Source organism: Roseateles sp. GW821-FHT09G03, from assembly GCF_059416045.1.
This window is the reverse complement of the sequence record NZ_JBWKOK010000001.1, coordinates 43,092-54,958: the sequence shown is the minus strand read 5'-3', so window position 1 is coordinate 54,958 and position 11,867 is coordinate 43,092. Positions and strand designations below refer to the sequence as shown.

At 69.6% G+C, this 11,867-nt stretch carries 13 protein-coding genes; 3 read left to right on the top strand and 10 right to left on the bottom strand.

Annotation, left to right across the window (positions count from 1 at the left end; translation table 11 throughout):
- Positions 1–12: 12 nt before the first annotated feature.
- Positions 13–378, bottom strand: coding sequence for a hypothetical protein (locus tag AC07OZ_RS00225; RefSeq protein ID WP_495465185.1), 366 nt, complete (start codon positions 376–378; stop codon positions 13–15).
- Between the two features lie 238 nt (positions 379–616).
- Here AC07OZ_RS00225 and AC07OZ_RS00220 point away from each other — a divergent pair, with 238 nt between their 5' ends.
- Positions 617–1,729 carry an alpha/beta hydrolase gene (locus tag AC07OZ_RS00220; protein WP_495465184.1) on the top strand — a complete coding sequence of 371 codons (1,113 nt, stop codon included), beginning with the start codon at positions 617–619 and terminating at the stop codon, positions 1,727–1,729.
- Between the two features lie 70 nt (positions 1,730–1,799).
- Here AC07OZ_RS00220 and AC07OZ_RS00215 read toward each other — a convergent pair whose 3' ends face one another.
- The 6 genes from AC07OZ_RS00215 to AC07OZ_RS00190 form a co-directional block, all read right to left on the bottom strand.
- Positions 1,800–2,717: an ATP-binding cassette domain-containing protein gene (locus AC07OZ_RS00215; RefSeq protein WP_495466462.1), complete on the bottom strand. Its 918-nt coding sequence runs from the start codon at positions 2,715–2,717 to the stop codon at positions 1,800–1,802.
- A gap of 37 nt (positions 2,718–2,754) precedes the next feature.
- Positions 2,755–3,600 carry an aliphatic sulfonate ABC transporter permease SsuC gene (gene ssuC / locus AC07OZ_RS00210; RefSeq protein ID WP_495465183.1) on the bottom strand — a complete coding sequence of 282 codons (846 nt, stop codon included), beginning with the start codon at positions 3,598–3,600 and terminating at the stop codon, positions 2,755–2,757.
- 1 nt (position 3,601) lies between these two features.
- A complete protein-coding gene (ssuD, locus tag AC07OZ_RS00205; protein ID WP_495465182.1) occupies positions 3,602–4,783 on the bottom strand; it encodes an FMNH2-dependent alkanesulfonate monooxygenase in 1,182 nt (393 codons plus the stop codon).
- A gap of 104 nt (positions 4,784–4,887) precedes the next feature.
- On the bottom strand, positions 4,888–5,871 hold the full coding sequence (locus AC07OZ_RS00200) for a sulfonate ABC transporter substrate-binding protein (RefSeq protein WP_495465181.1): 984 nt from the start codon (positions 5,869–5,871) through the stop codon (positions 4,888–4,890).
- An 89-nt stretch (positions 5,872–5,960) separates the two neighbouring features.
- Positions 5,961–6,572: an NADPH-dependent FMN reductase gene (ssuE, locus tag AC07OZ_RS00195; RefSeq protein ID WP_495465180.1), complete on the bottom strand. Its 612-nt coding sequence runs from the start codon at positions 6,570–6,572 to the stop codon at positions 5,961–5,963.
- A gap of 119 nt (positions 6,573–6,691) precedes the next feature.
- Positions 6,692–7,303, bottom strand: coding sequence for a TetR/AcrR family transcriptional regulator (locus AC07OZ_RS00190; protein WP_495465179.1), 612 nt, complete (start codon positions 7,301–7,303; stop codon positions 6,692–6,694).
- Positions 7,304–7,426: 123 nt separating this feature from the next.
- On the opposite strand from AC07OZ_RS00190, the gene AC07OZ_RS00185 reads away from it, so the two are divergent.
- On the top strand, positions 7,427–8,752 hold the full coding sequence (locus AC07OZ_RS00185; protein ID WP_495465178.1) for an outer membrane protein transport protein: 1,326 nt from the start codon (positions 7,427–7,429) through the stop codon (positions 8,750–8,752).
- Between the two features lie 160 nt (positions 8,753–8,912).
- Here the strand turns inward: AC07OZ_RS00185 and AC07OZ_RS00180 are convergent, their stop codons facing one another.
- Complete coding sequence (locus tag AC07OZ_RS00180; protein WP_331613542.1) at positions 8,913–9,404, bottom strand: Lrp/AsnC family transcriptional regulator; 492 nt, start codon at positions 9,402–9,404, stop codon at positions 8,913–8,915.
- Positions 9,405–9,544: 140 nt separating this feature from the next.
- Here AC07OZ_RS00180 and AC07OZ_RS00175 point away from each other — a divergent pair, with 140 nt between their 5' ends.
- Positions 9,545–10,177 carry a LysE family translocator gene (locus AC07OZ_RS00175; protein WP_495465177.1) on the top strand — a complete coding sequence of 211 codons (633 nt, stop codon included), beginning with the start codon at positions 9,545–9,547 and terminating at the stop codon, positions 10,175–10,177.
- Positions 10,178–10,199: 22 nt separating this feature from the next.
- Here AC07OZ_RS00175 and AC07OZ_RS00170 read toward each other — a convergent pair whose 3' ends face one another.
- A complete protein-coding gene (locus AC07OZ_RS00170; protein WP_495465176.1) occupies positions 10,200–10,985 on the bottom strand; it encodes an ABC transporter ATP-binding protein in 786 nt (261 codons plus the stop codon).
- Positions 10,982–11,776 carry an ABC transporter permease gene (locus AC07OZ_RS00165; protein ID WP_495465175.1) on the bottom strand — a complete coding sequence of 265 codons (795 nt, stop codon included), beginning with the start codon at positions 11,774–11,776 and terminating at the stop codon, positions 10,982–10,984. Before AC07OZ_RS00165 ends, AC07OZ_RS00170 begins: the two co-directional genes overlap by 4 nt.
- Positions 11,777–11,867: the final 91 nt, after the last annotated feature.

The following is an 11,867-nucleotide window of genomic DNA, read 5'->3' as shown; positions in this document are numbered from 1 at the left end:
GTCAGCGCCTCATCACAGCCCAGGCGTCAACAGCATGAAGTAGCCCGGCCCCGGCGCTGCCCCGTAGAGCGGCAGCAGGTGGCACGGCGGCGCTTCTCCGTACTGGATGGTGACGTTCAGCCCCGCCGCGACCGCCACCTTGGCCGAACTCACCCAGCCCTTGCAGATGCTCGGGCTCACGCCGTTCCAGGCGGTTTCCGTGTTGCAGAGCTGGATCCAGTCGTTCCGGAAATTCATGTAGGCGTGGACGGTGCCGTCCTTGTCCTGCAGCAGCCGCTGCACCTTGCCGGTACACCACTGGGGGTCGGCGTTCGCCGCGGAGCCGAGGACGAGCAGGCTCAGGGCGGCGCTGCGCAGAGAGAAACGGTGGAGTCGCATGGGAGATCCTGCGTCGAAGTGAGGGGCGAGCCGTCGTGGACATGCAGGCAGGCTCACGCGCTCCCTCGATCGGGGTCGTGCGACAGTGGATCCTCCCTGGATGCCGGTGGTCCGGCTCGTTCTTGTCGGCGCGTTCCAAGGCGCCGCGCGGGAGATTAACCGATCGGGCACCCGGTTTGCTGAGCCTGCCGCGAGCATCCGCATCGGATGCGCCGCACCGCTCGACAAGGACATCGCCATGCCCCGCCTTCATTTTCAGGTCGCCGCGCTGAGCGCGCTGCTGTTCACCCTGCCCTTCGTGCAGGCCGCCGACGAGGCCGGCAAGGGCACCGGCAACGAGCAGCCCGGCAAGCTCAAGACGGCCATCGCCAGGACCGTGGGAAAGATCCGGCTGGACGGCGACATGCTCGCCGTGCTGAAGGCGCATGAGGGCCTGCGGCCCAAGGCGATCGAGAAGATCGACGTGCCCGCCGCCCGCGCCAATCCCACCGTCGCCGACGCCGTGAACGCGCTGCTGCGCCAGAACGGCCGCAGCACCGATCCCGCGCAGTTCGTGCCCGGCGTGACCAGCATCGACGGCACCGTGCAGGGCGGCGCCGGCATGATCCCGGCGCGCTTCTACACGCCGGCCGGACCCGGCCCCTTCCCCGTCGTCGTCTACTTCCATGGCGGCGGCTGGGTCATCGCCGACAAGCAGGTCTACGACGCCAGCGCGCGGGGCATCGCCAAGGCGGCGCAGGCGGTCGTGGTGTCCGTCGACTACCGGCAGGCGCCGGAGAACAAGTTCCCCGCCGCCTGGGACGATGCGCTGGCCGCCTACAAATGGACGATCGCCAACGCGGCCAGCTTCAAGGGCGACATCAGCCGCGTCGCGCTGGCGGGCGAAAGCGCCGGCGGCAACCTCGCGCTGGCCACGGCGATCGCGGCGCGCGATGCCAACCTTCAGAAGCCCGCGCATGTGCTCGCTATCTATCCGGTCACGCAGAGCAGCCTCAACACCGAGTCCTACCTCGAGAACGCCGCCGCACAGCCGCTCAACCGCGCGATGGTCGAGTGGTTCATCGACAAGCTGCTCGACAACAAGGAACAGCTCAAGGACTGGCGTCTGAACCTGGTCGACGCGAAGCTCTCGGGCCTGCCGTCGGTGACGCTGATCAGCGCCCGCGTGGATCCGCTGCGCTCGGATAGCGCCAAGATGGAAGACGCGCTGAAGAAGGTCGACGTGCTGGTCGAGCGCCGCGACTACGAGGGTGTCACCCACGAGTTCTTCGGCATGGCCGCCGTCGTGGAGAAGGCGCGCAATGCGCAGGCCTTCGCCGGTGAACGGCTGCGCAAGGCATTCGGGAATTGAGTGGCCGCGCGAGGCCGTCAGTGTGGAGAGCCCCCCGGCCCCTCAAGCACTGACGGCCCGCGCTGCGCCCTTACACCGCCCAGCGCAACATCGGCGCGGCGACGGAAAGTGGTGCCGGCTGGTGGACGACTTCCGGCTCGCGGCCGGGCGTGCTCAGCACGCGGTCGAGCAGCCGCTGCTCCAGCGAGGCGAAGGCCGCGTCGCGTCGACGCGGACGCGGCAGATCGATGCGCAGGTCCAGCGCGAGTTGACCGTCCTCGATCAGCAGCACGCGGTCGGCGAGCGCGACCGCCTCGGCCACGTCATGCGTGACCAGCAGCGCGGTGAAGCGATGCCGCGTCCACAGCGTCTCGATGAGCCGCTGCATGTCGATGCGGGTCAGCGCGTCCAGCGCGCCGAGCGGCTCGTCGAGCAGCAGCAGCTTGGGCGCATGGACCAGCGCGCGCGCCAGCGCGACACGCTGCCGCTGACCGCCGGACAGCCGGGCCGGCCACTCGCCGGCGCGGTCCGCGAGACCGACCTGCGCCAGCGCTTGCCGTGCGCGCTCGCGCGCATCGGCGCCTGCCAGTCCCAACGCCACGTTGTCCAGCACCCGCGCCCACGGCAGCAGCCGCGCATCCTGGAACATGAAGCGCGTGTCCTCCGACTCGCCCGCTTCGAGCGCGCCGGCGCTCGGCGTCTCCAACCCCGCGAGCAGGCGCAGCAAGGTGCTCTTGCCGCAGCCGCTGCGCCCGATGATCGCGACGAACTCGCCGGGTGCGATGTCCAGGTCTATGCCCTGCAAGACCTGACGCTCACCGAAGGCCTTGCCCAGACCGGCCAGCGCCACGGCTTGCCCCCTCCCCGGCCCATTCGCAGGCGCCGTCGCGCCGGCCTCGCGATGCACGGCTGCACGATGCGAGGCTTCGCGTTGCGACGCCGCAGGGGGCAGCGCCGCAGGCTGCGAATCCTGCCATTCGGTCAGGACGTCGATCTCGGTCACGCTCATCATGTGTTGCCCATCAAGTCTGCGGTCACGTCAGCGTTCATGCCTGATACCCCGGATGCCAGCGCAGCCACGCGCGTTCCAGCGCCTGCGCCGCGACGTCGGCCAGCTTGCCCAGCAGCGCGTAGATCAGGATGCCGACCAGCACCACGTCGGTCTGCAGGAACTCGCGCGCGTTCATCGTCATGTAGCCGATGCCGCTCTGCGCCGAGATCGTCTCGGCCACGATCAGCAGCACCCACATCAGGCCGAGCGAGAAGCGCAGCCCCACCAGGATCGACGCGATCGCGCCCGGCAGGATCACCTGGCGATACAGCGACCAGCCGCTGAGGCCGTAGGAGCGCGCCATCTCGATCAGATCGCGGTCCACGCCGCGGATGCCGTGGAAGGTGTTCAGGTAGACCGGGAAGAACACCCCCAGCGCGACCAGGAACAGCTTGGCCGTCTCGTCAATCCCGAACCACAGGATGACCAGCGGGATCAGCGCCAGCGGCGGGATGTTGCGCAGCATCTGCAGCGTCGTGTCGAGCGCGGTCTCGGCCCAGCGCTGCGAGCCGGTCAGCAGGCCCAGCAGCAGTCCGAGTCCGCCGCCGATCGTGAAGCCGATGAAGGCCCGGCCGGTGCTGACGGCCAGATGCCGCCACAGCTCGCCCGACAGCGCCAGCTCCCATGCGGCCTTCGCCACGGACGACGGCGCCGGCAGCACCCGCGTCGACAGCCAGCCCGCCTGCGCGCTCAACTGCCACAGCGCCAGCACCGTCAGGGGCACGAGCCAGGGCACCAGGCCCTTGAACGCGCCGATGCCGCGGCCCGGTGTCGTCGGGGCCGCTTGGGGTTTGGCCTCGCCCTCGGCAGAGGCCTGGGCCTTGATCGCGACGGCACTCATCTCAGCTCGCCGCGGCCAGCTTGGCCGGACCGGGAACGAAGTTGTTGGCGACGATCTCGCCGAACGGACCGGTCAGCTTGGGCGCGCTGAGCTTCTCGCGCACGTCCAGCGGCAGCAGCGGGAAGACCAGTTCGGCGAAGCGGTAGGCCTCCTCCAGATGCGGATACCCGCTGAGCACGAAGTACTCGAGGCCCAGCGCCGCGTACTCCTGGATGCGATCGGCCACCTGCTGGGGATTGCCGACCAGCGCCGTGCCCGCGCCGCCGCGCACCAGGCCCACGCCGGCCCACAGGTTGGGCGAGATCTCCAGTCCCGCGCGGATGTCGTTCTTGTCGAAGCGACCGCCGTGCAACTCCGCCATGCGGCGCTGACCGACCGAATCCATCGAGGCGAACTTGGCCTGCGCCGCGGCGATCACGTCATCGTCGAGGTGCTTCACCAGATCGCCGGCGGCGGCCCACGCTTCCTCTTCGGTCTCGCGCACGATGACGTGCAGGCGGATGCCGTACTCGAGCTTCCGGCCCTTCGCTTCCGCGGCCGCGCGCACTTCGCCGATCTTCTCGGCGACGGCCTTGGGCGGCTCGCCCCAGGTCAGGTAGGTGTCGACCTGCTCAGCCGCGAGGTCGATGGCCGGCCCCGACGATCCGCCGAAGAACACCGGCGGATACGGCTTGTTGATCGGCGGGTACAGCAGCTTGCCGCCCTTGACGCGCAGTTGCTCGCCGTCGAAGTCGATGGCCTCGCCGTCGTGGCTCGCGCGCAGCACGTCGCGCCACACGGTCAGGAACTCGGTCGACAGCGCGTAGCGCTCCTCATGCGGAAGGAACAGGCCGTCGCCGGCGAGTTCATCCGGATCCCCGCCGGTGACCAGGTTCACCAGCAGCCGCCCCCCGGACAAGCGATCGAGCGTCGCCGCCATGCGCGCCGACTGCACCGGTTGCACCAGCCCCGGCCGCAGCGCGACCAGGAACTTCAGGCGCCGTGTGGCATCGATGAGGCTGGCCGCGACGATCCAGCTGTCCTCGCAGCTGCGGCCGGTGGGCAGCAGCACGCCTTCGTAGCCGAGGCTGTCGGCCGCGATCGCGATCTGGCGGTAGTAGTCGAAGTCCGCGACGCGGGCGCCCTTGGAGGTGCCGAGGTAGCGGGAATCGCCGTGCGTGGGGATGAACCAGAGGATCTTCATGGGGGAAGCTCGTGTGAGGGAGCCACGGCGGACGCCGCGGCGGAGGGCTTGCGGGTTGGCTGGGTCGTGCCTGCGAGGCGTCGCCGAGTCGCTGAGCGCGTCGCTTACTTGGCAGCGGTGCGGAGCGCCGTCGGCAACGCGTCGGCGATGCGGATCGGCTTGGGGATCAGCTTGAGCGCGTGGAAGGCGTCGGCGATCTTCTGCTGCTCGGCGGCGATGGCCGGCGTGATCGGCTGGATGCCGTAGGCGAAGCGCGCGGCGGCCACCTCGGTCGTCGCCAGGTCCAGCCCGATCTGCGGCGCGAGCAACGCGGCCACGGCGGCGCTGTTGTTCTCGGACCAGCGGTCGAGCTTGGCGAGTTCCTCGATGATGGCCTGGACGACCTGCGGGTACTTCTCCGCGTAGCCGCGCTCGGCCAGGTAGAACTGGTGGTTCGCGACGACGCCCTTGCCGTCGGCCACGACACGCGCGCCGAGCTGGCGTTCGGCCGCGGCCAGGAATGGATCCCAGATCACCCAGGCATCGACGGCGCCGCGCTCGAACGCCGCGCGCGCGTCGGCCGGCGGCAGGTAGACGACGGTGATGTCGGTGTACTTCAGGCCCTGCTTCTCCAGCAGCTTGACCAGCAGGTAGTGGACGTTGGAGCCCTTGTTCAGCACGACCTTCTTGCCCTTGAGATCGGCCAGCGTCCTGATCGCCGAATCCTTCGGCACGATCAGCGCTTCCGCGGCCGGCGCTGGCGGTTGGTTGGCGACGTAGACCAGGTCCGCGCCGGCGGCCTGCGCGAAGATCGGCGGTGCCTCGCCGACGGTGCCGAAGTCGATGGAACCGACGTTCAGGCCTTCCAGCAACTGCGGGCCGGCGGGGAACTCGGTCCACTTCACGGCGATGCCTTGCGCGCTCAGGCGCTTCTCCAGATCGCCCTTGGCCTTCAGCACGGTGAGCGTGCCGTACTTCTGGAAGCCGATGCGGACCTCGGCGGGCTTGGCCGCCGTCTGCGCGCTGGCGACGCCGGCGAACAGGCTGAGCGACGTGGTCAGCGCGGCAGCGAAGGCGAGCGCGCCGCGGCGGTCGAGGAAGAACGTCATGGTCGTGGTCCTGGAGTGTGAGAAGTCGGGAGGGGTCGGAGGAATCGCAGGTGCGAGGCTCGGTGCTTGCCCGAAGCGTCCGGAGGCGCTCAGAGCACCAGCGCGGGTCGCGAGAGCGGCTCGACGGGCCGGGGGGTCGGCACGCGGTCCAGCACCTGCGACGCACCGGCGAGCAGGCGGCGGGCGATGTCGTCGTTGATGCGGTACTCGCCGGCGGCATCCTTGGCGATCTGCGCGTCGCAGGCGTAGACGCCGTCGACATGCGAGCGCGCGCCGAGCGCGGACAGGACCGGCAGCAGGCCGTAGTCCAGTGCCAGCAGATGCGCGAGGCTCCCGCCGGTGGCCAGCGTCCACACGCTCTTGCCCGCGAGGCCGTCCTGCGGCAGCAGGTCGAGGAAGACCTTCAGCAGCCCGCTGTACGCGGCCTTGTAGATGGGCGTGGCGAGCACGACGACGCGCGCCTGCGCGACGGCGGCCAGCGCGGCGCGGATCTCGGCGTCCTCGACGTCGGCATGCAGCAGCGGCTGGGCCGGCAGGTCGCGGATCCGCAGCGTGCGGGTCGACAGGCCGTGATGGTGAAGCCGCTCCGCGGCGGCGCCGAGCAAGGCGCCCGAGCGCGACTTCACGCTGGGGCTCGCGGCGATGAGCAGGACGGGCGAGCCCGGGACGTCGGGGGTCGAGGCGGTGGCGGAGGCGGTCATGGCGGGGGGAGATGAAGCAGGAACCGCCTCATTCTGCGAACCGCCCCTCCCTCGCCGAACGAAGGAGATCGCCGATGCTTACGCGCTTTGCGGCTATCGACGCCTTTCGCCCCTTCCGTTCAGCCCTTGCTTCGCTTGCGCGCCGGTGCCGCCGGCTTCTCCGCCGGAACGAGCGACGCCAGGATCTCATCGCGGCAGGTGGCCAGGATCTCATCCGCCAGCGGCGAGTCGTCCGGGCAGGCGCGCGACATGACGATCGCGCCGATCGCACGCGCGAACATGCCGAGGCACCGGGCGCGCACCTCGTCGGCGTTCGCGTTCTCGAGCGTCGTGCCCTCCAGGTTCAGCGCAGCCAGCAAGCGCTCGACGCCGTCGGCGAACGTCGTGCGCACCGCCTCGGGCTGGCGCGCCGCGTCGCCCCCGAGCGCCGCCATCGTGCATCCCATCCCCGGCGTGTCGCGGTGCTCGCGCGACAGATAGAACCGGACGAAGTCTGCCGCCGCCATGCCCGCGGTCAGCTCCGCGGTCTGTGCGATGCCGCAGGCCGCCGACTCCGCCATCAGCTCGGCCTTGGACTGGAACTGCTTGTAGAAGCCGCCGTGCGTGAAGCCCGCCGCGGCCATCAGGTCGACGACGCCGATGCCGTCGTAGCCCCGCTCACGGAACACGCTGGACGCCGTCCGGACCACGTGCTCCCGGTTGGCCTGCGCCTGTGCCTTGCTGACTTTCATCTGTCGCCGTGCCTGTGGATGCGTGCGAGAGGGTCACTATACATAGATGCCGATCATCATTTAAACGTTGACTTTTTGGATTACAAACATAATCATTGAAGTCCAAAGATTGGAGACAGACGAATGAAGTTGATCGAGGTCCATGCCCGTTCCGTGCTCGCGCTGGTGGCAGGTCTTGCCTGTGCCAGCCTCGGCCATGCCGCGGCCTTCAAACTCAAGGAGCAGAGTGCCGCCGCCCAGGGACGCGCCTTCGCGGGGTCGATCAGCGAGGGCGGGGATGCCTCCGTGATCGCCAACAACCCCGCCGCGATGACGCTGCTCGATGGGCGGCTCGTCCAGGCGGACGCCGCGGTCGTGAGCTACTCGGCCAAGTTCGACGGCTCGGGCCGGGATGCGCTGGGCCGTCCCCTGTCGGGCGGGAATGGCGGCGATGCGGGTCAGACCGCGGTGATCCCCTCGCTGTACTTCCACACGCCGGTCACGGACCGGATCCATCTGGGGTTCTCCGTGACCGCCCCTTTCGGATTCAAGACCGAGTACGACGACGGCTGGGTGGGACGCTACCAGGGCGTGAAGACCTCGCTGAAGGTGATCGACGTCGGCGTGTCGGGCGCCTACAAGGTCAATGACGTCCTGTCGCTGGGTGCCTCCGTGTTTGCGGAGCGCCTGGACGTCAAACTGCGCAATGCCGTCGACTTCGGCGCACAGCTGGCGGCCGCCCGCGTGCCGGGCTTCCTGCCCACCAGCGCGGACGGGACCCTCGATGTCGAAGGCGACAACACGGAGGTCGGCTACACGCTGGGCGCCTTGCTGCGCCCCGTCGACGGCACGACGGTGGGCCTGGCCTACCGCTCCGAGGTCAAGCACAAGGCCAAGGGCGTGGACGCGCGCTTCTCGATTCCCGCCGCGGCCAACGCGGTGCTGTCGGTGGCGGCCCCCAACACCTTCGTGAACACCACGGTGGACACCGAGCTGACGATGCCGGCGTCATGGACGCTCAGCGTCAGCCAGCGGCTCAGCCCGCAATGGACGGTGATGGCCGACTACTCGCGCACCGCGTGGCACAAGTTCGACAAGGTGGTGCTGGACTTCGCGTCCAACCTGCCCAACCAGACGCTGGACTTCGGCTATCGGGATTCGTCGTTCTACTCGGTGGGTACGGAGTACCGGATGAACGACGCCTGGACCTTCCGCGGCGGCTTCGCCTACGACCAGACGCCGGTCACCGATGCGGTGCGCGATGTCCGCGTGCCCGATGTCAGCCGCCGGTGGCTGTCGCTCGGCGCGACGTGGCGCACGAGCAAGCAGCTGGCCTACAGCGTGGGGTACACGCACCTGTTCATCAAGGACACGAGCGTCAACCTGACCTCGCCCTCCGCGAGCACCCTGCAGGGCTCGTACAAGGTGGGCAGCGACATCCTGGCGGTGTCGGCCCAGTACAGCTTCTAAGCGCGCCGCCCCCTGCGGCTCCCGCTCCGGTTCGCGCCGGTTCTCGCCAGCGCGAATCACGATCCAGGGGTTGTCGTGCGTTCGGCACACGACCCATTCGCCTCGGACGGCAACGTCCGGGGCATTTTTTATTGCCAGCGGAGACGGGAACAGCCGCCGGTCATTGCGTCGCCTGCGGCAGATGCCCGAGCGGCATCTCCGTCTGCGCCTTGACCGTGGCGATCGCGAAGTTGCTGCGGATGTCGCTGACGCCGGGCAGCTTGAGCAGCACGCCCAGCAGGAACTGCTCATAGGCCGGCAGGTCGGTCACCACCACCTGCAGCAGGAAGTCCGATTCGCCCGAGACCAGGTGGCAGGAGACCACCTCCGGCAGTTGCGCGACGGCTTCGCGGAAGGCCGTCGAGGTCACGTCCTGGTGGCGCTCGACCCTCACGCCCACGAACACCGTCAGGCCCAGCCCGACGCCGGCCCGGTCCAGGTTCGCGTGATAGCCGCGGATGACGCCGGCCTCCTCGAGCAGGCGCACGCGGCGCAGGCAGGGCGACGGCGACAGGCCGACCTCCTCCGCCAGTTGCACGTTGGTCAGCCGGGCGTCGCGCTGGAGCGCGGCCAGGATCCGCCGATCCAGGTTGTCGAGTTTCAACATTGGCATGAAATCAGTTCGATGGGGTGCTTTTGGGGCGGAGTATGCCAATCCAACGGCGATCGACGACTCACTTCGCAATGCATCCACCGGCCGGCGCCGATAGAGTGCCAGGTGTTGCTCACTACACGGCGAACCGGCTCACGGTCATGGCGAATCTCGGAGTTTTCATTGGCGCGCTGGTCGCCGTCTACCTGGTCCCCGGACCGGACATGGTCCTCGTGCTGCAGACCGCCAGCACGCAGGGGCGCCGGCAGGCGCTCGCGACCACCGTCGGCCTGGGCGTGGCGCGCGCTGCCCACGTGACCCTCGCCGCCATCGGCCTGGCAGCACTGCTCAAAGCAGTGCCCTGGGCCTTCGAACTCGTGCGGATCATCGGCGTGGTCTACCTGGTGTGGCTCGGCCTCAAGCTCGCGCGGGCATCGAGCCTGGCGCCGGACATGGACTCGGCCGGCGCAGGTTCCTCGTCCACCGCCTACCGCGCCGCCATGTGGCGCGGCCTGCTGACCAACATCACCAATCCGAAGGCGCTGCTGTTCTGCTCGGTGCTGCTGCCGCAGTTCGTGGACGCGGGTGCTGGTCACGTCGGCGCGCAGTTCCTGATGCTGGGCGTCGTGCTGGTGGCACTCGGTCTGGCGTTCGACGTCCTCTATGCCCTGGCGGGCGGTGCGATGCGGCAGTGGATGCAGCGTCGTCCCTTCGCGGAGACGCTGCAACGCTGGACCTTCGCCGCGATGCTCATCGGCTTCGGCGCGCGGCTGGCGCTGGTGGCACGGCCGTAGAAGCGACCGTAGAAGCGCCGCCTCAGGAGAGGCGTTCGAGTTCCCTCAGCACCTCGCCCCGCAGGTCCGCCACCGCCGCGCTGCCGCGTCCGCGCGGATGCACCAGCGGCACCTCGATGCGCCGCACGATGCGGCCCGGCGCGGCGCCGAGCACCAGCACGCGATCAGCCAGCAGCACGGCTTCTTCCACGTCGTGCGTGACCAGGATCAGGCTGGTGCCATGTCTTGCCGCGACCTCGCGCACGAGGTCCTGCAACCGCATCCGCGTGAACGCATCCAGCGCGGAGAACGGCTCGTCGAGCAGCAGCACACGCGGTCGCGTGTAGAGCGCCCGCGCGATCGCCGCACGTTGCGCCTGTCCACCGGACAGCTGGCGCGGCAAGGCCTCGCCGAGCTCGCCCAGGCCGACCTCGCGCAGCAGCGTGTTGACCCACGCCTCGTCGTGTCCCTGGCCGAGGTCGAAACCGACGTTCTCAGCCACCGTCAGCCATGGGAACAGACGCGGCTCCTGGAACACGACGCCGATGTCGCGATCCGGTCCGCGGCGCGCGCGGCCGTCGAGACGCACCTCGCCGTCGAAGTCAGGATCCAGCCCGGCCGCGATGCGCAGCAGCGTGCTCTTGCCACAGCCGCTCGCACCGACGAGGCCGAGGACCTCGCCTGCGCTCAGGTCGAAGTGGACGTCCTGCAGCACGGCGGGCGGACCGCCGCCCTCCTTCCGATCGCCGTCATCGCGGCCATCGCGACCGTTGTCGGTGCCATTGCGGGTGAAGCGCTTGGCGCGCACGGACACGGTCAACAGGCTCATGCATGGCCTCCGAAGCTGTCGCGCCAGTGCAGCGCGCGTTGTTCCACCGCGGCCATCAGGCTGTCGGTCAGTTTGCCCAGCAGCGCCAGCAGCACGATGGCCGCCATCACCAGGTCGGCGCGGCCGGTTTCGCGGCCGTCGGTGAGCAGGTAGCCCAGGCCGCGGCTCGCCGCGATCAGCTCCGCCGCGACCATGAACATCCACGCGAGGCTGAGTCCGTTGCGCAATCCGGTGAGCAGCGCCGGCAGCGCCGCAGGCAGCAGCACGCGGCGCGCGAGCGCCACGCGACCGAGTCCGCGCAGCCGCGCGACCTCCACCAGCTTGCGGTCCACATCGCGGAAGCCCGAGGACACGCCCATGTAGACAGGGAAGAAGGCGCCGATCGCGATCAGCGCGATCTTGGAGGCCTCGTCGATACCGAGCCACAGCAGCAGCAGCGGGACCCAGGCGAGCGACGGAATCGCGCGCAAGGCCTGGAAGCTCGGCGTGAGCACCGACGCCGCCAAACCGGACAGGCCGACCAGCGCGCCGAACAGCACCGCCAGCCCCGCGCCCAGCGCGAAGCCGCCGGCCACGCGCAAGGTGCTCGCGAGGACGTGCTGCGTCAGTTGGCCGTCGCGCAGCATCTGTGCGAGCGCCGCGGCGACGTCGCTGGGCGCCGGCAGCAGGTTGGGCGCGATCCAGCCGAAGCGCACTGCAGCTTCCGCCAGTGCGAGCACCGCCACCGGCGGCAACGCGCCCAGCAGCCACGCGGGCCATGGCCACGCGGTCCGCGTCCCGTCGGATCTCATTCGAGTCGCCGCTGGCTGTTCCGGCAAGACCGGCCCGAGCGACGAAACGGCGCGTGCGATGAGGTCGGGATCGGCGCTCATGGCTGTGCCC